The sequence below is a fragment of the Streptomyces sp. NPDC044704 genome, assembly GCF_056433525.1.
Genome location: NZ_JBWKGY010000001.1, coordinates 277,031 through 299,643 on the forward strand (window position 1 = coordinate 277,031; position 22,613 = coordinate 299,643).

Consider the following 22,613-nt stretch of genomic DNA (forward strand, 5'->3'; position numbering starts at 1 on the left):
GCTCACCCCTCCTGGAGGTAGGCGGCGATCATGGCGACGTCGTTGGCGACGCTCAGGATCCCCTCCGGGTCGGTCGTGGGCGTGGCGGCCCCGGTGACGCCCGCGTAGAACACGTCGAAGCGGCCGTCGCCCCGCTCCAGGTACCCGGCGATCGTCATCGCGCCCACGCCCAGCCGGTTGTTGAGGGCGTCGAAGCCGACGGCGGCCCCGGTCTTGGCGAACACCTTGCCGCGGGCCGGGCAGTCCCGGCAGTTGGTCGCGAGCAGTCCGTCGACGCCGAGGACCGGCAGCGCCTCCCGGAAGCGGCGCGCCTGCGGTGTGCGCGTCCAGTAGGTCAGCATCTGGATGTCCGCCTGCGGTGTCGCCCGGTCGACGGGGTTCCCGCCCCGGCCGTCCAGGAGCTGCACCTGCTTCCGGTCCACGCCCGCCCCGTCGAGGAACCGGGCCAGGACCGGGAAGCCGTCCATGCACGCGTGACTGCCGGCGTCGACCGCCATCAGGCAGATCCCGAGGTTGGCGCCCAGGTTGTGGCTGACCTTGAGGATGAGCTCGGCGTAGTCCGCGTACGGCGGGGAGGTGTACAGGGCCACCCGCGGGCGTCCCTCGTACGTCCGGGGCAGCACGGCCACCGGGTTGGGGCCCGCCGGGTCGGCGGTGACCTCCACCCCGGCCCGCCCGAGCGCCTCGATCAGCGCGGTGCGCCCGAACGCCGCCGGGTCGGCGACGGGGGACACCCGCAGCACCGGGGCGGCGCCCACCGCGATCGTGCCGGACAGCTCGATCCGGGTGCCGTTCTCGGAGGCCGTCACGTTGACGGAGCCCGTCTGCCCCGCCGCCACCGTCTTGACCGTCGAGGTCACCCGGTACGGGGCGACCTTGGGCCGCCAGTCGAGCCGGGCGGGGGCGTCGGGCCGGTCCCCGGGGGTGGTCAGCAGGTCGATGAGGTTGTCGTTGACGATCATCGGGGTCGGCGTGGGATCGAGGACCGGGTCCGGCGCGAAGAGCCGGCTGTCGACGACCACGTCCCCGTCGACCCGGGTGATGCCCGAGCGCCGCACCTGCCGCGCGAGCTGGTCGATCCCGGCGAGGGGGTCCTCGGGGGTGAGCGTCGCGCCGGGGACGTCGTTGGCGTAGGTGTGGTCGAGGTCGGTGAACGCCACCGTGCCGTCGGGGCGGGTCCGGCCGCCCATCGTCAGATCGCCCTGGGCGACCAGGGCCAGGTTCCCGTCCAGGGTGGCGCCGTCGCGCTCGCCGACCGCGTAGACCGGCGTCTCGAAGCGGTGCCCGGCGCCGAGGGTGTGCCACGGCCCGGACACGCTGAACAGCTTCGCGGTGGACCCCGGGATGAACACCTGCCCCGGGAACGCGGAACGCACCACCCGGCCGTCCGGATCGACCTGGAGGAGACCCCACTGGGCGTGGCGGTACTCGGGCTTGCGCATGATCTCCGTGATGCGCGGGTCGAGCGGCGCCGCGTCCCCGGCCGGGGACGGCGAGGGTGAGGGGGTCGGGCCGTACGCGGCGCCCGAGGTCAGGGCGACGAGCAGCAGGGCCCCGAACGCGGCGGACACGCGCCGCCGCAGGGGACCGGAGCATCTTCCTCGCACCACAGCACACCCCGCTCGTCTCGACGGGATCCGGCCGCACCACCCGGCCGGCGTGGCCCGGGGTTCAGACCAGCGTGGCACGCCCGCCCCGCGGGCGCACGTCGCCGGGGGAGCGCCCGGCCGGGGGCCTGCTCAGCCCGCGCTCCGGCCCGTCAGCTGATCGCCGAGCGGGCTGCGGCGGTAGAGGACGTGACGTCCGTCGCGCGCCCGCGTGACGAGGCCGGTGGCGTACAGCACGCGCAGGTGCTGCGACACGGCACTCGGGGTGACCCCGAGGCGGCGGGCGGCCTCGACGGTCGGGAGCGGTTCTTCGAGGAGGCCGAGCAGCCGCGCCCGGGGTGCCCCCAGCAGGGAGGCGAGGGCGGGTGCGGCGACCACCGGCGCGGGCCCCCACAGCGTGGCCACCCCACGGCTGGGGTATGCCAGCGTCGGCGGTTCGTCCGGGCCGACCGGCGGCGCCGGCTTGTGGGCGAACACGGACGGTACGAGCAGCAGTCCGCGCCCCGCGGCCTTGACGTGGTGCCGGCTGATCATCTTGTCGACGTGCAGGACCCCGCCCTGCCAGCGCAGGTTCGGATGCATGTCGGCGAACAGCAACCGGGCACCTCCCAAGGCCAGTTGACGGGCCCGGTAGGTCATGTCGGCCTCCAGGACCAGCCGCATCTGCGGCCAGGCGGGCCTGACGGCGGCCTCCCAGTAACGGCGCAGCAGTGCGCAGAGCGCGTCGCGCAGTCCCACCACCGGGGCGTCCCGCGCGGCGAGGGCGGCGTGCAGCGGCGCGGGGAGCGGGTCGGGGGCGTGCGCGGCCAGCAGGTCGCGGCGCACCACGGCGGGGGAGGTGCGCCGGACGACGGCCAGTTCCTCCTCGAAGGACGCGTCGAAGCGCGTCGGCCGCGGCGTGAGGAAGTCGGGCAGGGTGCGCCGCACCGGCATCAGCGACATCAACAGCTCGGTGTCGGCCGCGCGGAGCCCGGCGGGTCCGCCCCCGTGCCCGCCGGCACCGCCGAGGACCGACCTGCGCCACGGCAGGTGCAGCGCGGACAGCCCCGGCTCGCGCAGCACCCGCAGGCTGAGCACGGTCTCGTACAGGGGAGAGAGGGCGAACCGGGTGTCCGCCAGATCCTCCACACCGAGTTCGAAAGTGATCATTAAGCTCCACGCTACATCCGTTGGCCGCCGGACACCGATGCCGTGGACTCTCCGCATGACACCCACGCCCCCCATGCGGAGCCCCCACGCCGGTCACGGGGCGGTGCACTGACGTGAACCGCCGGATGCTCCTGCTCCTGTCCCTCACCTGTGCCGTCGGCGTGGGCAACGTCTACTTCCCCCAGGCGATCGGCCCCCTCGTCGCCACCGGACTGGGAGCCCCGCCCGGCTCCGCGGCCCTGATCGTGACGGCCACGCAGATCGGCTACACCGCCGGGATCTTCCTCCTGGTGCCCCTCGGCGACCGGCTGCCGTACCGCCCCCTCCTCGTCACCCTGCTCGGACTCACCGGAGCGGGCCTCCTCGCCGCCGGCTGCGCCCCGGCCCTGCCGCCGCTCGTCGCCGCGAGCGCGCTCGTCGGCCTCACCACCGTCGCCGCCCAGCTCGTCGCCCCGCTGGCGGCCGGGCTGGTGGGCGACGACCACCGCGGAGCGGTCATGGGCACCCTGCTCAGCGGCTCGCTGGGCGGGATGCTGCTCGCCCGCACCTTCAGCGGGACCCTCGGCGAACGGCTGGGCTGGCGTGCCCCCTACCTGGCCGCCGCCGCCGTCGTCCTGCTCCTCGCCGCCGTCCTCGCCCGCGCCCTGCCGGTGACCGCCCCGCCCTCGCGCCGCCCCTACCCGGCGCTCCTGGCGGAGCCGCTGCGCCTGCTGCGCACCGAGCCGGAACTGCGCCGCTCCTGCCTCTACCAGGCCACCGTGTTCGGCGGCTTCTCGGCCGTCTGGACCTGCGTGGCCCTCCTGCTGACCGGCCCCGCCCACGGCCTGGACGCCCGGGCCGTGGGGCTGCTCGCCCTCGTCAACGCGGCCACGATGCTCTGCACCCCGTACGCCGGCCGGCTGGTCGACCGCAGGGGCTCCGACGCGGTGAACCTCGCCTGCCTGCTCGCCGTACTCGCCTCCGCCGCGGTCCTCGCCGCCGGTTCCCGGGGCGGAGCACCGGGCCTGGCCGCGCTGGTCACCGGCACGCTGCTGCTCGACGTCGCGATGCAGTCCGGCATGATCGCCAATCAGGCCCGCGTCTTCGCCCTGCGCCCCGACGCCCGCGGCAGGCTCAACACCGCCTACATGACCTGCGCCTACCTGGGCGGCAGCGCCGGCTCCTGGCTCGGCGTACGGGCCTACGGCCTGGCCGGGTGGGGTGCGGTGTGCGCGCTCGTCGCGGCCCTGGCCGCCCTCGCCCTCGTCCGGCACCTCACGCCGCCCCGCCGGCGCGGGACCCCGGCCGGGCCGTGCGGAACGCCGCAGGGAGCTCCCGCCCCCGGGTACGACGCCGGCGGACGGCCGGACGCGCCGGGCTCGCCCGCCCGGCCGGGACACGGCGGCGCGTAACCTGCCCGGGTGAAACGGATCCTCGTCACGGGCATCAGCGGAGCCGGGAAGACCACGATGGCGCGGGCGCTCGCCGCCCGGCTGGGGCTGCCCTTCCACGAGATGGACACCCTGAGGTACGCCGGCCCCGGCTGGGCACCCAACCCCGGCCTGCACGAGGAACTGGCCGCCATCGCGGCCGGCCCGCGGTGGGTCCTCGACTCCGTCGGCCCCGCGGGCGGACGCGATCCGCTGTGGACGCGCGCCGACACGGTGGTCTGGCTCGACTACCCGAGGTCCGTCGTCATGCCCCGCGTGCTGCGGAGGTCGGTGCGCCGGACCCTCACGCGCGAGCGGATCTTCGGCGGCAACGTGGAATCCCTGGCGGACTGGTTCACGGCCGACCATCCGGTGCGGTGGGCGTGGTCCCGGCACGCCGCGCGCCGCGCGGAGATCGACGGGCTCACCCGGGATCCGCGCTTCGCACCCCTGCGAACCCTCCGCTTCCGGGCGCCCCGGCATGCGGACCGGTGGCTGCGCACCCTCTGACGGGGGCTCACCCCCGCGAAGGCGGGCGGCGCCCACCGCCGACGGACAGCGGTGGGCGCCGCACGCGCGGACGTCAGTCGCCGCCCCCGCCACCCCCGCAGCCTCCGCCGCCCCCACAGGAGGAACCGCAGCCACCGCCACCGCCGCCGTCGCCCCAGGAGCGGGAACGCCGCCTGCGCGACGACCCCCCACCGCCCCCGCCACTGCGCTTCACCGCGATGAGCACCACGATGAGACCGATCACCACGAACAGCAGGATCTCCATCACGACCACCCCCCATGCCTGGGCCATCCGGCCCGTACCAGCGGCATCCCCCGTCCGGCCGGCCCCCAAATCCGACTTGAGGAACTCCAGAGCTTGGGAGGGCGGCCGGGGGCTCACTTCGCGCAGAGGGCGGTGTCGACGACCGCGTCCGCGTTCTTGAAGCCCGCTTCGGTGGGCGGCCAGTCGGCGGTGACGGCGATCGTCGCGGCGCGCCCGTCATCGGTGGCACCGGGGAACGTGTGGTAGCCCGGGGTGTCGCCGCCGTGCCCCCACATCAGGCCGCCGCAGCTCAGCGGGGTGCTCGTCACCCCCAGCCCGAACCGGACGCCGGTCCCCGCGGCGGAGGCGTCCGGCACCGGCACGGTGGTCCGCATCTGCGCGAGCTCCTCGGCGCGCAGGAGCTCGCCGCCGATCAGCGCGGAGAAGAACCGGTTCAGGTCGCCCGGCGTCGAGACCAGCTGGCCGGCCGCCCAGCCCCACGAGGGGTCCAGCTCGGTGATGTCCGCCAACGGAGCCCCGGGCTCCGCGGCGTGGTAGCCCCGCGGATGGGCTTCCCGTATGCCCCGCTCGCCGACGGCGGGGAAGTAGGTGTGGCGCAGCCCGATCCGGTCGATGACCCGGTCGGTGATCTGCTCGGCGAGCGGGCGGCCGGTGACCTTCTCGATGAGGAGGCCCGCGAGGACGTAGTTGGTGTTGCTGTACGACCAGCCGTCGCCCGGCGCGAACAGGGCCTTCCGGGCCAGCGCCACGTCGAGCAGGGCGCGGGGCTGGTAGTAGGTGTGCCGGCCCTTCCCGAAGACGTCGTCCAGCAGGGCGTCGGTGTAGTTGGGCAGCCCGCTGGTGTGCTGGAGGAGCTGCCGCACGGTGATGCCGCGGCCGTCGATCCCCTCGCCGCGCACCAGGCCCGGCAGGTACTCCTCGATGGGCGCGTCGAGCCGGACCTTGCCCTCGCCGACCAGTTGCAGGACGACCGTGGCCGTGAACGCCTTGGTGTTGCTGCCCGCCCGCACCTGCCCGTCCACCGGAACCTTCCCGCCCGTCCTCAGATCCCGGACGCCGGCGGTGTGGTTCCGGGTGCGTCCGTCCTTCCCGGTGACGGCGACCAGGGCGGCGGGGAACCGGTCATCGGCCACCACGCGTTCCATTGCCCCGCGCACCGCGTCGCGCGGCCCCCGCGGCTCCGTCGCGGTCGCGGGCAGCGCCCCGGTCAAGGTCAGGACGGCGGCCGTCACCGCCAGCGCGGCGACGGTGCGCCGCGGCCCTGAAGGGGATGCGGTGCGGGCGGTGCGGGGCTGCCGCGAGCGAGCGGACATGGGTGAACTCCTCATGTGCGTGGGCTGGTTGGACCGGCGGACCGGATGTGTCCAGCCTGCCCGGGCAAGATCGTCCGGACGAACCGGCCGGCCCGCCCATCCGGCGTGGGGGCAGCCCCCGGGCCCCTGGTCCCGTACCGGGGGCCCCGTAGGACCGTGGTCCCGGGCCGAAGGGCGCGCGCCGTACCGAGAGCCCCGTCCGGTGTGCCTACGCGTGTCGTGAGTAGGCGTACTCACGACCCGGGCGGCCCGGGTGCCGATGATGGGGACAGCCCACCGTCCGCACCGCCGCACCAGCGAGGCCACCGTGCTCAGCCGTATCGCCGACGCCCTCTTCCCCGCCTTCGGCAACCTCTCCGTGACCGCCGACCCCGACGGCATGCCGTCGCGGGGCGGCTGCGTCCTCGTCGCGAACCACACGTCCCTCAGCGACCCCGTCGTCGTCGCGGCCGCCCTGCGGCGGCTCGGGGCCGAGCCCGTGATCATGGCCGCCGCCGGCCTCTGGCGGATCCCCGTCCTCGGCGCCGCCCTCGCCCGCGAAGGGCACATCCCCGTCCATCGGGGCACCGCCCGCGCCGCGGAGGCGCTCGACCGGGCCGCGGAGGCGCTCGCCGAAGGACGTCACGTCCTGCTGTACGGAGAGGGCCGCCTGCCCGCCCGCCGCGACCCGGGCGAAGCCGCGCCGGGCCCGTTCCGCAGCGGCGCGGCCCGCCTCGCGCTGACCGCGGGCGTGCCCCTCGTCCCCGTCGGTCAGGCCGGCGCGCGCAGGCTCTGCTCCGGTGGCCCCGTCAAACAGCTCGCGGGCGCGCTCACCGCCCCCGCCCGCCGCCCGCGCCTCCACGTCCACGTGGGCGCGGCCGTCCGCCTGCCCGGCCAGGTCCCCGCGGCGAGCGCCGACGCCCACCGGGCCGTGACGCGGGCCTGGCGCACCGCCGTCGACGCCCTCGCCGTACCCGCCGCCCGCTGACGCGCACCGGGCCGGAGGGCGCCGCGCGGACCGCCCGTAGACGCCGGAGGGCGAGGCAGGGGCCCTCGTCCGGGGTTCCGGAGGGGGCCCGTACCTCGCCTGCGGGCGGTGGGGGTAGGGGGGAGGTGAGGGCTAGGTGATGTCGGCGGAGACGGACCGGGCCGCGTGTTCCTGGACCGCCGTCCGGAAGGCTTCCATGCAGGGGGTGCAGTAGCGTTCGCCGGCGGTCTCCGCCGTCGTGCTCCGGGTGGAGGCCGAGGGGGGTGCGTGGCGGCCGCACAGGGTCCCTGAAGGGGACTCCTTGGACAGGACGTGCCACAGGAGTTCACCGCGGCCGTCCGTGGAGTCCGCGCGCATTTCGTACATGAGGATGCCCTTCGCGCTCGCTGGGCGGGCGAGAGGTCGCCCGTCGTCCATGAGAGCCCGGTTCCGCCGCAAGGGCCACTCGGCCTCGGCCGCCCGGGGGAATCCGGGGCGGAGCAGGTTTGAACCCGGCCGGCCCGCTCCCGCGGCGTGACCGTGGGGGCGGCCCGGGGCCGATCCCGCATTCGGATGAAACGCGGGCAGCGGGACGGCCCGAGGTGGCCGTCGCGGGCGGGGCGTGGGCGAGGATGAGGGGCGGGCTGCCGAACGGGGCCGTTGCCCTGGCCCACCCCGAGGACGGGCAGCGTCCCGTCGCGGCAGCCCGTTCCCCGGGCGGGCCGCACCCGCACCCTCGCCCCCTCACCGTCCCCCATGTGTGCGGGTTGTGACGGCACGTCAAAGCAGTCCCGCCGGCCCGTCCGGCCGCGGGCCTCACTTCCCCTTCCCCGACCGGCCGTCCGGGTGTGTGGGGGCGGGCGCGGGAGTGGCGGCGATGCGTTCCAGGTCCGTCATCAGCGAGTCCAGCCACGAGGCGGCCGCGTAGTACAGACGGGGTGCGCCGGGCGGTTCCGCCGCGAAGCCCTCGAAGGCCGGGTCGCGCAGCGGGATCGGCGCGTACGGGGTGTCGCCGCCCGGGTCCAGGCGCGCCGAGACCAGCAGCATCCGCCCCGCCACCCGGTCGCCGAGCCCGGTGACCGCCGTCGCCGGCTCCCGGTCCAGCGGCGGGGCGACGACCCGTACGGGCGGTACGAGCAGCCGGTCGGCGCCCCACAAGGTGTGGTGGCCGGCCATCAGGGTCGCCTGCCAGTCCCGGCCGCCGGCCGCCGCCCCCAGCCCCTTCGGCTCGCTCAGGTACTGCGCGTACGCCGACTCCGCCAGGGCCAGCGCGTGGCGCAGCGACCGGTGCCCCGGCGCGGTGAGCACCGGCTCCCGCACCCCGCCCGCGGCGATCTGCGCGGTGGTGGCCACCACGATCTCCGCCGCGCCCCGCAGCAGCACCGCCACCGACCGCCGCAGCTCGTCCTGCGCGCCCCGGGGCCAGGCGAGCAGTCCGAACACGGCGCCGATGGCGCTGCCGGTCAGTACGTCCAGCAGCCGGAACTCGGCGAGCTGCCAGGTCGCGGGCGCCAGCTGGGCGAACACCAGGGCGACCACCAGTGTGAACATCGCCTGCGCCCAGCCCACGCCCTTGACGGGGCCCAGGGTGAACGCGACCAGCATCAGCGGCGGCAGCGCCCCCGCGTACACGGCGATGTCCGTCCCCACCAGCGCCAGCAGCCCGGCCGCGACGAGGGCGCCCGCCAGGGTCCCGATGAGCGCCGTCCGTACGGTCGACCGGGTCTCGGCCACCGTCGTCCGGGTCAGGGTCAGGGTCGCCAGCAGCACCCAGAATCCGTGCGGCAGCGTGTCGATCCCGGCGATCACCCGCGCCGCGGCCAGGGCCAGGCTGAGCCGTACCGCGTTCTGGAAGAGCACCGACCGCCGGCCGGCGTGCCCCGCCAGCCGGAACCACCACAGCTGCGGCGCCCGCATCCGCGCGTACCAGAACCGGCCCGGCGCGGCCCGCGAGGCGCCCGCCCGCCCGTCCACCGCGATCCCGGCGCCCGTCGACATCGCCAGGGCGGCGTCCGCGACCTCGATCACCGCCGCGTGCCGGCGCAGCAGCGCCGGGGAGGCGTCCTCGGCCGCGCCCGCGGCCAGTGCCGTACGGGCCCGCAGCAGGTCGGCGTGCGCGTCCCCGGCGGGCTCCCGGCCGCGGAGGCGGCCGGCCGTTTCCGCGGCCGCGTCCCGTACGGCCCGCAGCACGTCCAGCCCGGCGCTGCCCGGATGCGGGCCGCCGGGGGCAGGGGGGAGCAGCGTCAGACGGCTCAGGAGGGTACGGGTGGCCAGGCCGGTCTGGGCCAGGGCCCGGTCCCGTACGCCCGGCCCGGCGGGCCGCTCGGCCTCCGGCACCTGGGACGGCCGCAGCCGCGTCCCGGCCTCCTCCGCCGTCCGCGCCGCCGCGCCGGAGACCGCGTACGGCGGCCCGGCCAGTTCGTCGGCGCACCGCCGTACGGCGTCGGCGGCCCGTGCGGCCAGTTCCCGGTAGGGCACGGTCGGGGGATCGGGCAGCAGGAACGCCTCGGCCAGGACGAGCAGGGCGATGCCCACCGTCGCGCCCACCAGCCGTTCGCCGAGCGAGCCGGGATCGTAGGGCGGGAACGACGGCAGGATGTACATCAGTTGCAGTCCCGGCGCGGCACCCGCCGGCCGGGGGCCGCCCACGGCGGTGAAGGCCAGCGCGAAGCCGACCACCAGCATCCCGAGGGCCGCGCTCCAGGTCCGTACGGACAGGTAGGTGCCGATCGTGATCAGCACCCAGCAGGCGGGCAGGGTCCGCATCAGCACCGCGGCGCGCTGCCGCCCGGTTCCGGGGATGTGGGACAGACCGGCCAGCGCCACGGCGGCGAACAGCGCGTAGGTCGCGCCGGTGGCCGAGCCGAACCCGTAGAGGAGCAGGTAGAACCCGGCGCTCCCGGCGAGGGTCACCCGTACCGACCGCCGGGCCGCCGCCGCGTAGTCGGGGGGCAACCGTGCCCCGCGAAGGCCACCAGCCATGCCACCAGCATCGCCCCGCACCGGCGGACCGGCACGCGGGTGTGCCGGAGCCCGCTCCGTGCGCTATAGTGATCTTGTTCTCGCGGCCGCGATCGTCGGTGGTGGGACCGGCGTTGGTGGTCCAAGGAAAGACGTCCCACTTCCCGTGGGGAAATGCAGGTGCAAGGCCTGCCCAGCGCTCGATCACGAAGGCCCCGGCCTCCTCAGGGAGGCCGGGGCCTTCTGTCTGCCCGCGGCCGGTGCGCCGGCCGCCCCGGAGGGGGTTACGGGCGGGTGGCGGTGACCAGGTAGTAGTCCAGGACGCGTTCCTCCCAGGCGGCCAGGAAGTTCCGCGGCCAGGTGCCGGGCTTCCAGAGCCGGGACAGCCAGCGGTCCCAGCCGGGCCAGACGTGCGGGCCGATCGAGCGGGTCCGGACGTCGACGAGGCCGGAGCCGGTCAGGGCGTCGGCCAGCTGCGAGACGGGCCGGGCGATGTCCAGTCCGCTGGCGAACGAGTCCAGGAGGCCGGCGAGCCGGTCGGCCTGGGCGGGGGTGCCGTCGACGCTGAAGAAGCTGGCGACCGCCACCCGTCCGCCGGGGCGCAGGACGCGCGCCGTTTCGCGGGCGAAAGCGGACAGGTCCGGGAAGTGCTGGGCGGCCTCGACGCTGTACAGGCAGTCGAACTCCCCGTCGCCGAACGGCAGGTCCTCGGCGGCCCCGAGGGCGAAGCGCAGCCGGTCCGGCTCGGACGCCAGCAGCCGGGCGTTGGCGTCCCGGGCCCGCTGGAGCTGCTGGGGGTGGATGTCCACCCCGGTGATGCCCGCCGGCCGGTACTCCTCCAGGGCGAGCGCGCAGCCGAGGCCGAGTCCGCAGCCGATCTCCACGGCCCGGCCGTTCGCGGGGGCGGCGGCGTCCAGGACGTGCCGGTACAGGTCCTGTTCGCTGCGGATCCGGTCCCCCTCCGACAGGGGGCTTTCGAGGTCGACGGACTCCCAGTAGCCGAAGTTGATGAACCCTCCGGCGAACACGGGCACGGCACTGAGGTCGGCCGGCCCGTACGTCTCCCACACGGGGGGCCGTACGGCCGGACCGGACTGCTGCCGGGACTCACCTGTCAACGCCCCACCACCTCCGCGGACTCGGGGGACGGTCCGGTCCCCGGGGTGCCCAGTGTGGCCCGAGGAAGGCCCGCCGCGACAGACCGCCCCGACGGCGCGGCGTGTGCCGGGTCATGGTGGATCGCTCCTCGTGCCGACGGCCAAGCTCTGGAGTTGCTCAAGTGCGCTGGCGCGCGGGCCGTGCAGGGCATTTCCTTGGCGCAGGAAAGACCTGAGGCACCAAAGAACGGGGGTGGCGGTCGTGGGGCTCGTAGTGGTTCTGGTGGTCGTGGGCATCGTGATCGTCGTCGTCGCGGTGGGGGAGTCCAAGACGGGCGGCAAGGCGAGGCGCGACGGCTCCTCGGACGGTGGCGGCGGGTACGGCTGCGGCGGCGGCTCGTCCTGCGGCAGCGGCTCCTCCTGCGGTGGCGGTGGCGGCGACTGACCCGGCCCCGGGGAGAGCGAGATCGCGCCGTTCGTCCCCGGTGCCGCGCGCAGCCCCGGTGGGGTCGTGCGGAGCCCGGTGCCGGGTGGCCCTCTACCGCAGGGGCGGCCCGGCCCGGCCCCCTCGCTCCGCCGCGTGCGCATGATCGTCACAAGATCTTCATCCCCCGGGTCATCGCCGACGGGGGACGGGGTGCCGGAGCGGTGTGGGCGGTGGCCGGATCGAGTGGCGCTCTCCATACACCGTCGAGGGGCACGCCGTAGGGTGCCCACGTGAGTTTTTACGTGGTCATAGGATTCGGGGCCGCCGGAGCGGCCACTGCCCGACTGCTCGCGGAGCAGGGGCATTCGGTACGGGTCGTGACGAAGTCGGGCGGCCGCGATCCGGAGCCCGGCATTGAGCACGTCGTCTTCGACGCGACGGACAGCGCTCGGCTGACCGAGGCCGTGCGGGGCGCGGCGGCCCTCTTCAACTGTGCGGCTCCGCCCTACCACCGCTGGGTGGCGGAGCTGCCGGCGCTCGCGTCGTCGGCCTGTGCGGCGGCGGAGGCGACCGGGGCGGTCCTGGTGATGCTGGGCAACCTCTACGGCTACGGCCCGGTGGACGTCCCGATGACGGAGGCGCTGCCGCTCGCGGCGAGCGGTCCCAAGGGAGCGGTGCGCGCGGCCGCCTGGGAGGAAGCGCGGAAGCTCCACGCACAGGGCCGCATCCGCGCCGTCGAGGTACGGGCCTCGGACTTCTTCGGCCCCGGCGTCACCGACGGCGGCCACCTCGCCGCACGCGTCCTGCCGCCCCTGCTGCGCGGCAAGCCCGTCTCCACGCTCGGGGACCCCGACGCCCCGCACAGCTGGACCTACCTCCCCGACGTGGCCCGGGCCCTGGCCGAAGTGGCCGGCCAGGAGCGCGCCTGGGGCCGGGCCTGGCACGTCCCCACCGAACCCGCCCGGTCCGTACGGCAGATGACCGACCGCCTCGCCGCCGAAGCGGGCACCGCACCGGTCGCGGTGCGCACGGTCCCCGCTCCCGTACTCGCCCTCGGCTCCCTCTTCTCCCCGCTGCTGCGCGAACTGAAGGAGATCCGCTACCAGTTCACCCGGCCCTTCGTCGTCGACGCGAGCGCCTACGAAGCCGGGTTCACCGTCCGCGCCACCCCGCTCGACCAGCAGGTCAAGGCCACCGTGGACTGGTGGCGGGAGCGGTTGAACACCGCGGGACGGCGGCTGTGACCGCACCGGACTCTCCAGTGGCCCCGGCGGGAACGCGCCGCGACGACGTCGCGATCGTGGGGATGGCCTGCCGGTTCCCCGGGGCCCGCGACCTGAACCAGTACTGGCGGCTCCTGACGGCCCCGCAGGCACAGTTCTCCACCGTCCCGGACGCGCGGTGGCGCAGCGCCGCCTTCCTCAGCGACGACTTCCGCGACTCCTCCGCGACCTACGCGGACACCATGGCGCTGCTGCCGGACGTGGGCCACTTCGACGCGGCGCACTACGGCATCCCGCCCCGGCGGGCCAAGTCGATGGACCCCCAGCACCGGCTGCTGATCGACCTCGCGCGCGAGGCGGTCCAGGACGCCGGCTGGGAGGCCGACGGCTTCGACCGGGAGGAGACCTCGGTCATCACCTCGCTCACCGAGAGCGGATACCGCGAACTCAGCACCATGCAGATCCGGATGCGCCAGCTCGCCGGAGGCGAGTTCGGCGCGCGGGTGGACGACGCCCGGTGGGCGGACGCGGTCCGCGCGGTCGACGGACTGCACGGCACGTCCGTGGCCGGACTCCTGCTCAACATGGGCCCCAACACGATCAGTTCGGTCTTCGACCTGCACGGCGAGAGCTACGCCCTGGACGCCGCCTGCTCCGGCGGACTCATGGCGGTGGCCAACGCCGTGCACGCCCTGCGCGCCGGCCGCACCCGCATCGCGCTGGCGGGCGGCGCCCAACTCGTCCTCGCCCCCGACCTGCTGATCGGACTGAGCCGGATCGGGGCCATCTCGCGCACCGGCAGGTGCCTGCCCTTCGGTGCGGAGGCCGACGGCTTCGTCCTGGGAGAGGGCGCCGGGATCCTCGTACTGCGCCCCCTGTCCGACGCGCTGGCGGCCGGCGACCGGGTCTACGCCGTCATCCGCGGCGTGGGATCGGCCAACGACGGCACCGTGCAGGGCGGCATGCACCCCCAGGCCGCCGGCCAGCTGCGCGCACTGCGCCGCGCCTACCGCGACGCGGACCTGGCCCCGGGCTCGGTGGACTACCTGGAGGCGCACGGCACGGGAACCCGGGTCGGCGATCCGGTCGAGATCGGCGTCCTGCGCGAACTGCGCGGGGAACACGGCGCCCCCGCCTTCCTCGGCGCGGTGAAGGCGGTCGTCGGGCACTCCCTCAACGCCGCGGGGATGGCCGGCCTCATCAAGACGGTACTGGCGGTCCACCGGGGCGCGATACCTCCGCAGCCGGAGTTCGAGAGGGCCGACACCTCCGCGCTCGAAGCCGCCCGGCTGACGATCCCGACGGCGGTGACCCCGTGGCCGGAATCCGGTCAGCCCCGCCGGGCAGGTGTGAGCGCCTTCGGCTTCGGCGGTACCGGCGTCCACGTGGTGGTGGAGGAGTGCGCCGCGGGTCCCGCCCACCCCGCGGCGGACGGGGAGCCGCAGCTGCTGGTGCTCAGCGCCCGCGACCGGGCCGGGCTGGCCCGCTACGCACGCGACCTGGCGCAGACCATCGACCGCGACCGGCCGCCGCTGGCCGCGGTGGCCGGCACACTGGCCCGCCGGGCGCCGTTCGCGGAACGCCTGGCCCTGGTGGCGGACGACGCCGAGGACGCCGTCACCCGGCTCACCGAGGCGGCCGGGGCCGTCGAAGCGGGCCGCACCGGCGAACTCGGTCCGGGCAGCGCGGTCGGGACCGTACCGCCCGGCCGGCCCGCGGAGGCGGCCGTACCGGCACCGGGTTCGCAGCCGGCCGCCGCGCGGCGGACCGAGCTGGCCCGGCTCGCGGTACGCGCGGTCACCGGCGGCGGAATCCGTCCCGTGACGGAGCGGACGCCCCCGTGCACCCTGCCGCCGAGCCCGCTCGCCCCGCGCCGCCACTGGGTGGTCGACGAGTCGGCCCGCGAGGCGGAGCACCCGTCCGGAGGGACGCGGGCGTTCGTGGCCGCGCCGGGAGCAACGGCAGTGCCCGGCGCGCCGGAAGCCCACGACGAACCGGCACCGGCACCGGCGCCGCCGGCACCGGCGCCATCCGCACGATCGACGGCATCGGCCGCCTCCGCGGTGTTCGAAGCGGTCTCGCGGACAGGTGTCTTCCCGCTCTCCGACCTGCACGGGCGGATGGCGCTGACGACCGATCTCGGCTTCGACTCCCTCATGCTCCAGGAGCTGGAGGTCGTCCTCGGCAAGTGGGCGCCGGGCTTCGCCGGCGAGGAGGTGTTCTCGCCGGGACTCACCATCGACGGGCTGACCGCCCTGATCGCCCCCCACCTGACGCGGTTCCCCGATCCCGGCGCGGCCGTGCCCGACGGGCCGCGGGACGACTGGGGTCCGGCGACCGCGCGCGTGGACGACTTCCCGGAGGTGCGCCGCTTCGAGGAGCGCCTGAGCGCGATCACCGGCAGCGGCGCGGACTTCCCGTACTTCCGCGTCCACGAGGGCACCATCCGCGACACCACGGTGATCGGCGGCCGGCCGTACCTGTCCTTCGGCAGCTACAACTACCTGGGCCTCTCCGGCCACCCCGCGGTCAGCGGGGCCGCGCACCGGGCCGTGGACCGCTACGGGACCTCGGTCTCCGCGAGCCGGCCGCTCTCCGGCGAACGGGAGCTGACCGTACGGCTGGAGGGGGCGCTCGCCGCGTTCCTCGGCGTCGAGGACTGCCTGGCGCTGGTGAGCGGTCACGCCACCAACGTCACCGCCGTCGGGCACCTGGTGGGCGCGGGGGACCTGGTCATCCACGATGCGCTCGCCCACGACAGCATCCTCCAGGGCTGCGCGCTGTCGGGTGCGGCGAGGCGCCCGTTCGCCCACAACGACACGGCGCAGCTGGAACACATGCTGCGGGTCAACCGTTCCCGGTTCAGGCGGGTGCTGATCGCCGTCGAGGGCGCCTACAGCATGGACGGCGACCTCGTCGACCTGCCCGCCGTGATCGAGTTGAAGAAACGATACGGCGCTCTGCTGATGGTCGACGAGGCCCACAGCATCGGCACCGTCGGCGACCACGGCCGTGGCGTGGGCGAGTTCTTCGGCGTGGCCCGGACCGGCGTGGACCTCTGGATGGGCACCCTGTCGAAGGCCTTCGCGAGCTGCGGCGGATACCTCGGCGGCTCGGCCCGGATGGTGCGCTGGCTACGCCACACCCTGCCCGGCTTCGTCTACAGCGTCGGTCTGACCCCGGCCAACGCGGCGGCCGCACTGGCGGCGACCGAGCTGATCACCGCCGAACCGGAGCGGGTGCGTACGCTGCGGCGGAACGCGGAGCTCTTCCTCGGCCTGGCCGCCTCGGCCGGTCTGGACACGGGCTCCAGTGCCCACACCCCGATCGTGCCCGTCGTCCTCGGCGACTCGGCGCGCACCCTGCGCGTCTCGGACCGGCTGTACGAGCGGGGCGTCATCGCCGACCCGATCTTCCACCCGGCGGTGGAGGAGGACCTCGCACGCCTGCGGTTCTTCGTCACCAGCGACCACCGTGAGGACGACATCCGGCGGGCCGTCGCGATGCTGGCCGAGGAGGTGGCGGCCGCCGGGGGATGAGCGGGCCGCCTCAGAACAGGGTGCGCTCGATCCGGCTGAGCATCTCGGTCTTCCCGGACCCGCCGCCGTCGGCTGCCGGGCCCTGCCCTTCTCCGGTGCTGCCCATGCGCTGGGACAGCAGGTAGGCGATGACCTCGGCCTCCTGTTCCTGGACGTCGTCGTACGTCGCGCGCAGGAGCATGTCGCGGACCAGATCGGGGTCGAGGTTGGGGAAGAGGAGGCGGGAGCTCGCCTCGTCCAGCCAGCCGGCTCCGCGGTGGCAGCAGATGATGTGGCCCAGCTCGTGCAAGATGATGTGCTCCTGATGCGCGCTGGTCGTGTTGGCGTCGTAGAAGATGAGGTCTTCGTCGCGTGCGGCGACCCACATCCCGCACGGCTGCGACGCGGGCATCTGCATCGGGATCAGCGTGATGGGGCGGTCGCGGACCTCTCCGAGGTAGCGGCAGAGCTCGGCCACGTCGGCGCCGTCCGGCAGGCCGAGCTCGGCTATCCGCCGTGCGCCGTCCTTGCGGAGCTTCTTGAGCCGGCTGCGGCGGTCCTGGTCGGCCGGCCGGCCCTTCCCCGGCACCCTCACTCCGCTTCCGCGGGGCCCGAGGGTTCGGACGGATCGGTGACGGGCGGAAGGCCCTGCATCTGCCGGTACTGGTCCATGATGGCCGTGATGGCCTGGAGGTTCTCCTTCTTCATCCCCGCCGCCCGCATGGCCACGGAGCGGACGCCCGCCTGCCGCAGCGCCTCGATGGCGGCGACCTCGCTCAGCACCGACTCGGCGACCTCGTCGTCGAAGAAGTAGGCGACCGACACCCCGAAGAACCGGGCGAGGGCGGCCAGCAGGTCCGGCGAGGGGTTGGAGCGCTTGCCCGTCCGCAGCTGCGACAGGTACACGCCGCCGGCCTTGAGGTCGGGGTTGGCCCGCTTCAGCTCGTCGGCCACCTCGGCGTTGGTCCAGTGCTTGCCCTTGGGACGAACCGTCTTGAAGAGGTTGTCCAGACGCACTGCCAGCACGGGCCGGTCGTCAGTCTCGGACACTGCCCATCTCCCTTCCGTCACCTCCTCGGCATTGCTCTCAGCTATCTGTCAGTTTTGCAGATTAGCGGTCAGTTGACAATCTGGCCGCAGTCCGCCACCGTGGACCTCGCCGATAGCTGCCAGCTAACTTTGCTCACGGGGGTAGCCGAGTTGGTCGCCGGCACGTTCGGTCCGCTTCGGGCCGGCCCTCGGGGGATGGGGGCCGGCCCGGGCGGGTCACGTCACGGGGGGTTTCCACGGGGGAAGGGCCCGCCCGGGCCCGACGACGTCAGGCCCGGGCGGGACTCTCAGCTCGCCTTGCCCAGCTTGCGGTACACCGACGCGACCTGGGTGAGCCACGCGACCTCCGCGGAGAAGTTGTCCGTGTCCCGTGCGTCGAAGTCCCCGGCGTCCTGGTTGTCGACGGGGACGGTGCCCGAACGCTTGGCCTGTAGGGCGCGCTTGATCTGCGCCGCCTCCGTGAACGCCTGCCGGTGCTCCTCGCTCGCCCCGGCCCCCACGCCCTCGCCGCCGTCCCCGGCGGTGCGGTCGATGTAGGGCCGCAGGTCCCGCCACCCGTCGCGGATCTCGATGACGCGCCGGTGGAGGCGGTAGTTCAGGTCCGAGACCGAGGCCGAACCCGCGGGCTCCAGGACGATGTCCGGGGAGGACTCGTACAGGTCGCGCCAGAGCGGGTAGAGCGCCCGGTACGAACGGTAGCTGCGGGCCCACTCGACGAGCTTGGCCGTCGAGGCCTCCCAGGAGGAGATGGTCAGGCTCAGCGAGAGCGTGAAGATGCCCAGCGCGCTGAACACGTTGGACGCCAGCTGCCACGCGCCGATGTCGATCCCCGACGCGCCCGTGAGGATGTTGACCGTCCGGCACACGCAGTAGAGGAAGAGGATGACCGCGGCGACGGAGAGCATGCGCAGCGCCTGCCGCAGCGAGGCCTTCCCCGTCATGCGGGCGTAGGGCCCGCACTGGCGGAAGATGGTGACGCACGGAACCGCCTGGGAGACGATGAAGACCAGGAGGTAGGTGAGCACCAGCGGCTGTCCGCTGCCCGAGTTGAAGTCCTCCGCCGACCTGCCCGGGCCGTCGGCGACGAAGAAGAGCACGATCAGGAGCACGCTGAGGGCGACGCCGGTGATCAGCCAGTAGCGGGCCTTGCGCGCCGCCTCCTCGGTCTCGGTCGCCCAGCGCAGCAGGATGATCTGCGCGCTGACGCAGAACGCGACGGCGAACACGTGCATCAGCAGGATGGCGAGGTTGCCGACGCCCAGGAAGCTGCCGCCCCCCATGGCGACGGCGCCCATCGTGAAGGTGAGGCACTGCAGCAGCAGTGTGATCACCAGGGTGCGGTAGGCGCTGTCGCGCCAGCTGCGCCGCACCTGGCAGAGCCGGTAGAGGAGGGCGGCGTACGACGAGAGCGCCGCTATGACGAAACAGAGGGTTCTGGTGGTGTTCACGGCCTGATTCCCCGCCCGTGCCGCGCGTGCGGCTGACGGTCTATTCGGTGTCGGTGGTCTCGTCCAGGGGAACGGTCAGGCCGATTCCTTCGGCGGTCACGGCGATGGCGAAGTCGAAGTACGCGGACTCGTTCCGGACGCTGTCGTGGGTACGGCTGAAGACCTGGAACACCAGCAGCCCGACCAGCCCGCTCCACAGCACGATGCCGCGCTCGACGAGGTCGGAGAACGGCGCCTCCGGGACGCCGCCGAACAGTTCGACGGCCTCCGGCAGGAGCAGCGGGGGCCCGGGCACCGCGCGGCGCGGCGGGGTGAGCTCCCCGGCCTCCAGCGCCGCACGTACGATGCCGGCCAGCACCGCGGGGGTGCGCGACGCGGGCGGGACGGTGTCCTGCGGGGCGTGGTAGCCGGGTACGGGGGAGCCGTAGATCAGCGTGAACTCGGCCGAGTTGGCGAAGGACCAGGCGCGCAGGGCCCGCGTCACCGCGAGCAGCCGCGCGCCCGCCGGGGCGCCGGCGGCGCGGGCGGCCTCGTCGGCCGCCTCCATCGCGGCGGCGGAGTCGTCGTAGGCGTCGATGACCAGTGCGGTCAGCAGGTCGTCCCGGTGGGGGAAGACGGCTTCCACGTCGGCGAGGGCGAGACCGCTGTCACCGGCGACGGCGTCCAGTGACAGTCCTCCGGCGCCCAGTTTCACGAGGAGTTGGCGCGCGGTGGCCTTGATGGCGGCCGACGGCGTGGTGTTCTCAGCGGTAGCGCTTGTTCCGGAAACATCCATGGCCAAACCGTACCTGTCGGCTACCGCGCCCCCGGGTGCATTGGCCCGAGCGTTCCCGGAACCCGCTGTGATCCCGGCCATACCCCGATCGTTTCCGGAACAGGCCGAAAACCACCCGCAGTTGCGGTCCGCGGCGCCCGGACTCCCGGCCCCGCCGTCCCCGCTCCGGACCCGGGCGGCGGTGTTCGGCTTGCGTGCCGCCCGACCGCCTTCTATACCTGGACAAGCCCGTACCAAGCGGGCGCGAGCACCTGCGCGGGCCCCGCTCCCGGAGCCCGTCCGAGGGATGGGACATCCCGTGGCCCGAGCCGTGAACCCCACAGGCCCCGCCGCGGAACGCCGCCCCGGATCCGGGCGCTGGCTGATGCTCGCCGTGCTGTGCTCCAGCCTCCTCGTGGTGGCGATGGACGCCACCATCCTCAACGTCGCACTGCCGTCCCTCATCGACGACATGCACCCCACCGCCCTGCAACAACTGTGGATCATCGACATCTACGGCCTGGTCCTCGGCGGCCTGCTCGTGACGACCGGCGCGGTCGGCGACCGGTACGGGCGCAAACGCCTGTTCCTCATCGGCTTCGTCCTGTTCGGCCTGGCCTCGGTGATCGCCGCGACCGCCACCACCCCCGCCGTGCTCATCGCCGGACGCGTCCTGCTCGGCGTCGGCGGCGCGATGGTCATGCCCTCGACCCTGTCGCTGATCCGGAACATCTTCACCGACCCCCACGAGCGGACCCGCGCCATCGGCATCTGGGCCGCCGTCGCGGGCGCGGGCGCCGCCATCGGCCCGCTGGTCGGCGGGCTGCTCGTCGAGCGGTACGGCTGGTCCGCGGCCTTCTGGGTCAACGTCCCCGTCGTCGTGGCGACGGTCCTGGCCGGCATCCGGCTGCTGCCCGAGTACAAGGCACCCGGCACGCACGCCCTCGACCTGCCCAGCGCCCTGCTGTCCGTCGTCGGCATCGTCGCCCTCGCCTGGGGCGTCAAACACGTGGCCAAGGGCAGCCCCACCGTCACCGACCTGGCCGTCCTCGCCGCCGGACTGCTGGTGCTCGCCGCGTTCGCCCACCGCCAGCTGAGGCTGCCCGACCCGCTGCTCGACGTCCGGCTCTTCCGGAACCGGCCGTTCACCGCGGCGGCGCTCGTCACCCTCATGGCGATGCTCGCGGCCGGCGCCGCCCTGTTCCTCGTCTCCCTCTGGTTCCAGTACGTGCACGGCTACTCGCCCTTCCAGGCCGGCCTGCGCACCCTGCCCGTGGCCGTCGCCATGCTCGTCGGCTCCCTGCTCGCCCCGCGCCTCATGCAGCGCCTCGGCGTCCGGGCGGTGATGGGCGCCGGCCTGCTGGGTCTGCTGGCGGGCTTCCTCCTGCTGGCCCTGGCCCCCGTACCGACCCCGTACGGGTACGTCGCCGTCTTCCTGGCCGCTCTCGGCCTCGGCGACGGCCTCGCCGTCACCGTCGCCGCCGCCGTCCTGGTCTCCGCGGTCCCGGCCGACCGGGCCGGCCAGGCCGGGGCCGTCTCCGAGACCTCGTACGAACTCGGCGTCGGCCTCGGCGTGGCGCTCCTCGGCTCCCTCCACGCCGCCCGCTACGCCGCACACATGCCGGACACCGCCTCCCACCTGGCGCGCGAGTCGATCGGCGGGGCGAAGGAGGTCGCCGAGACGCTGCCGGGACCGGCCGGCGAACGGCTCCTCGCCGAGGCCCGTGCCGCCTTCGACAGCGCCCTCACCACGACCTCGTACGTGTCCGTCGGCATCGTGGCCGCCGTGACCGTACTGGTCCTGTGGATGGTGCCGCGCGGGTTCCGGGCCGGGGGGAGCGGACACTGACGGCGCCGACGGCCGTACCCGGGCCGCCGCCCGGCGTGCCGGTCAACCTCCGCCGGCCGCCGGAGCGTTCACCAGGGGCCGGCCAGGTGCCGGCGGGCGGCGTGCACGGCCTCGTAGGCGGTGCGACGGCCCATGAGGACGCACAGCGTGTACACCGCGTCGTCCATGGACCGCAGCGCGCCCGGATCGCCGGGCGCGGCGCTCAGGCGGGCCCGGCAGCCCTCCAGACGGGACAGGACCTCCTCCGCACGGGCCCGGCTCGGCGCGGGCCCCACCCGTACGCGGCCCCCCACGGGCCGTACGGTGCGCGCGGCCTCCATCGCGCGGCGCAGTGCCCGCTCCGCCGAGGCGGGCACCGGCTCCCCGTCCGCGCCCGCGACCAGGGCCGCGGCGACCTCCGCCACCGTGGCCCGGGCGAGTTCGGCGGCCACGAGCAGCACCTGCCGGGCGTCCCGGGCCGAACACGGGGTCGCTGCCATCACCATGCCCACGGCCCGCACCGCCGCCCCGGGCGGGGCGGGTGCGAGACCCGGCGCGCCGCCCGGGGCCGGGGAGGAACCCGGCGGATGGCCCTGGTCGCCAGGTGGTGTCATTGCGGGTTCCTTCATCTCACGAGCTGACGGCGGAGAGGTGCGGACGCCGTGAGTATGCAAGGCGGACCCGCCGCCCACGGGCACGGCACGCGGTGCGGGACCGGCGCGCTGCGCCCGGAGTGCCGGGCTCAGTGGCCGAGGGCGCGCTTGAGTTGGGCCTTGTCCATGGACGAGCGGCCCTTGATGTTGCGCTGTCTGGCCTCGTTGTAGAGCTGTTCCTTCGTCGGCCCCTGCGCGCCGCTGTGGGAGCGCAGTCCGCCGCGGCGGCCGGAGGAGATGTCCTGCGTCGAGGACCGGCTGGCGGTCTTGGACTCGCCCGCGCGGGCCCGTTCCTTGTTGACGGTGCGTGCGGCGATCTCCTTGGCGCGCTTCGGGCTCTCGCCGCGCTCCTCGGCGCTCTCCTTGATGTGCTCGTACTGGCGTTCACGCTTGGGGCTGGAACCGCGCGGCATGGTGCCTCCTCGGCTCGTGTGCGGTCTCGGATGCGTGGTGCG

General features: G+C 74.7%; 20 protein-coding genes. 7 read left to right on the forward strand and 13 right to left on the reverse strand.

The features are described from left to right. Positions 1–2: 2 nt before the first annotated feature. The gene (locus tag AC07B0_RS01270; RefSeq protein ID WP_478896125.1) at positions 3–1,571 is read right to left on the reverse strand and encodes a D-alanyl-D-alanine carboxypeptidase/D-alanyl-D-alanine-endopeptidase; all 1,569 of its coding nucleotides are present in this window, start codon (positions 1,569–1,571) and stop codon (positions 3–5) included. Between the two features lie 168 nt (positions 1,572–1,739). Next, complete coding sequence (locus AC07B0_RS01275; RefSeq protein ID WP_356871690.1) at positions 1,740–2,756, reverse strand: ArsR/SmtB family transcription factor; 1,017 nt, start codon at positions 2,754–2,756, stop codon at positions 1,740–1,742. A 113-nt stretch (positions 2,757–2,869) separates the two neighbouring features. Here AC07B0_RS01275 and AC07B0_RS01280 point away from each other — a divergent pair, with 113 nt between their 5' ends. Both AC07B0_RS01280 and AC07B0_RS01285 read left to right on the forward strand, forming a co-directional pair. Next, entirely contained in the window at positions 2,870–4,147 is a 1,278-nt protein-coding gene (locus AC07B0_RS01280; RefSeq protein ID WP_478896127.1) for an MFS transporter, read from the forward strand. A gap of 9 nt (positions 4,148–4,156) precedes the next feature. Then, positions 4,157–4,675 (forward strand): AAA family ATPase, encoded by a 519-nt coding sequence (locus tag AC07B0_RS01285; protein ID WP_469378965.1) that lies wholly within the window; start codon positions 4,157–4,159, stop codon positions 4,673–4,675. Between the two features lie 73 nt (positions 4,676–4,748). On the opposite strand, the gene AC07B0_RS01290 is transcribed toward AC07B0_RS01285, so the two are convergent. Together AC07B0_RS01290 and AC07B0_RS01295 are read right to left on the reverse strand one after the other, a co-directional pair. Beyond that, entirely contained in the window at positions 4,749–4,967 is a 219-nt protein-coding gene (locus AC07B0_RS01290) for a hypothetical protein (protein WP_469378963.1), read from the reverse strand. Positions 4,968–5,053: 86 nt separating this feature from the next. Next, the gene (locus AC07B0_RS01295) at positions 5,054–6,253 is read right to left on the reverse strand and encodes a serine hydrolase domain-containing protein (protein WP_469378961.1); all 1,200 of its coding nucleotides are present in this window, start codon (positions 6,251–6,253) and stop codon (positions 5,054–5,056) included. 307 nt (positions 6,254–6,560) lie between these two features. On the opposite strand from AC07B0_RS01295, the gene AC07B0_RS01300 reads away from it, so the two are divergent. Next, positions 6,561–7,220, forward strand: a complete 660-nt coding sequence (locus tag AC07B0_RS01300; RefSeq protein ID WP_356872024.1) for a lysophospholipid acyltransferase family protein — start codon at positions 6,561–6,563, stop codon at positions 7,218–7,220. Positions 7,221–7,352: 132 nt separating this feature from the next. Here the strand turns inward: AC07B0_RS01300 and AC07B0_RS01305 are convergent, their stop codons facing one another. The 3 genes from AC07B0_RS01305 to AC07B0_RS01315 form a co-directional block, all read right to left on the reverse strand. Next, on the reverse strand, positions 7,353–7,586 hold the full coding sequence (locus AC07B0_RS01305; RefSeq protein WP_356871682.1) for a hypothetical protein: 234 nt from the start codon (positions 7,584–7,586) through the stop codon (positions 7,353–7,355). 429 nt (positions 7,587–8,015) lie between these two features. Continuing rightward, positions 8,016–10,181, reverse strand: a complete 2,166-nt coding sequence (locus AC07B0_RS01310; protein WP_478896130.1) for an FUSC family protein — start codon at positions 10,179–10,181, stop codon at positions 8,016–8,018. Positions 10,182–10,444: 263 nt separating this feature from the next. Continuing rightward, entirely contained in the window at positions 10,445–11,278 is an 834-nt protein-coding gene (locus tag AC07B0_RS01315; RefSeq protein ID WP_469378957.1) for a class I SAM-dependent methyltransferase, read from the reverse strand. A gap of 241 nt (positions 11,279–11,519) precedes the next feature. On the opposite strand from AC07B0_RS01315, the gene AC07B0_RS01320 reads away from it, so the two are divergent. From AC07B0_RS01320 to AC07B0_RS01330, 3 genes are all read left to right on the forward strand, one after another. After that, the gene (locus AC07B0_RS01320; RefSeq protein WP_356871676.1) at positions 11,520–11,702 is read left to right on the forward strand and encodes a hypothetical protein; all 183 of its coding nucleotides are present in this window, start codon (positions 11,520–11,522) and stop codon (positions 11,700–11,702) included. Between the two features lie 272 nt (positions 11,703–11,974). Beyond that, positions 11,975–12,928, forward strand: a complete 954-nt coding sequence (locus AC07B0_RS01325) for an NAD-dependent epimerase/dehydratase family protein (protein WP_478896133.1) — start codon at positions 11,975–11,977, stop codon at positions 12,926–12,928. Positions 12,929–12,990: 62 nt separating this feature from the next. Then, positions 12,991–16,446, forward strand: coding sequence for an aminotransferase class I/II-fold pyridoxal phosphate-dependent enzyme (locus tag AC07B0_RS01330; protein WP_478896691.1), 3,456 nt, complete (start codon positions 12,991–12,993; stop codon positions 16,444–16,446). A gap of 10 nt (positions 16,447–16,456) precedes the next feature. Here the strand turns inward: AC07B0_RS01330 and AC07B0_RS01335 are convergent, their stop codons facing one another. From AC07B0_RS01335 to AC07B0_RS01350, 4 genes are all read right to left on the reverse strand, one after another. After that, positions 16,457–17,020, reverse strand: a complete 564-nt coding sequence (locus AC07B0_RS01335) for a toxin (RefSeq protein WP_467292131.1) — start codon at positions 17,018–17,020, stop codon at positions 16,457–16,459. Then, positions 17,017–17,475, reverse strand: coding sequence for a helix-turn-helix domain-containing protein (locus tag AC07B0_RS01340; RefSeq protein ID WP_356871668.1), 459 nt, complete (start codon positions 17,473–17,475; stop codon positions 17,017–17,019). Before AC07B0_RS01340 ends, AC07B0_RS01335 begins: the two co-directional genes overlap by 4 nt. Before the next feature lie 287 nt (positions 17,476–17,762). Further along, positions 17,763–18,923, reverse strand: coding sequence for an MAB_1171c family putative transporter (locus tag AC07B0_RS01345; RefSeq protein WP_469378950.1), 1,161 nt, complete (start codon positions 18,921–18,923; stop codon positions 17,763–17,765). Positions 18,924–18,963: 40 nt separating this feature from the next. After that, complete coding sequence (locus tag AC07B0_RS01350) at positions 18,964–19,698, reverse strand: TetR-like C-terminal domain-containing protein (RefSeq protein ID WP_478896136.1); 735 nt, start codon at positions 19,696–19,698, stop codon at positions 18,964–18,966. 310 nt (positions 19,699–20,008) lie between these two features. Here AC07B0_RS01350 and AC07B0_RS01355 point away from each other — a divergent pair, with 310 nt between their 5' ends. Continuing rightward, positions 20,009–21,526, forward strand: a complete 1,518-nt coding sequence (locus tag AC07B0_RS01355; RefSeq protein WP_478896138.1) for an MFS transporter — start codon at positions 20,009–20,011, stop codon at positions 21,524–21,526. Between the two features lie 68 nt (positions 21,527–21,594). Here AC07B0_RS01355 and AC07B0_RS01360 read toward each other — a convergent pair whose 3' ends face one another. Next, positions 21,595–22,119 (reverse strand): DUF5133 domain-containing protein, encoded by a 525-nt coding sequence (locus tag AC07B0_RS01360; RefSeq protein ID WP_469378945.1) that lies wholly within the window; start codon positions 22,117–22,119, stop codon positions 21,595–21,597. Between the two features lie 128 nt (positions 22,120–22,247). Then, entirely contained in the window at positions 22,248–22,571 is a 324-nt protein-coding gene (locus tag AC07B0_RS01365; RefSeq protein WP_356871658.1) for a plasmid stabilization protein, read from the reverse strand. Positions 22,572–22,613 lie beyond the last annotated feature (42 nt).